The sequence below is a fragment of the Paraburkholderia sp. BR14320 genome, from assembly GCF_040948665.1.
GTDB lineage: Bacteria > Pseudomonadota > Gammaproteobacteria > Burkholderiales > Burkholderiaceae > Paraburkholderia > Paraburkholderia youngii.
Genome location: NZ_JBFPKG010000374.1, coordinates 1 through 253, shown reverse-complemented (window position 1 = coordinate 253; position 253 = coordinate 1). Strand labels below are relative to the sequence as shown.

Genomic DNA, 253 nt, shown 5'->3' with positions numbered 1-253 from the left:
GCTGTTTGCAGCGCTCAACGTGCTCGACGGGCAAGTGATCGGCCAATGCCAGCAGCGACACACCCATGCCGAGTGGCTGAAGTTCTTGCGCCAGATTGATCGCCAAACGCCCAAGGGCAAGACGCTGGGTTCTGTTGCAGTAAGGCCCACGTTAAAATTGGGTAGCGAATTTTTGAGCTGTGCGATGAAGAAGACGAAGACACCGCGAACCACACTCGCGCCGGGCCTGGCCAAGGTCCTGAAGCGCCTTCAC

Annotated in this window: 1 pseudogene; it reads left to right on the top strand. The window is 58.1% G+C overall.

Annotation, left to right across the window (positions count from 1 at the left end):
* A pseudogene (locus AB3X89_RS40710) lies at positions 1 to 253 on the top strand (hypothetical protein); the annotation flags it as partial.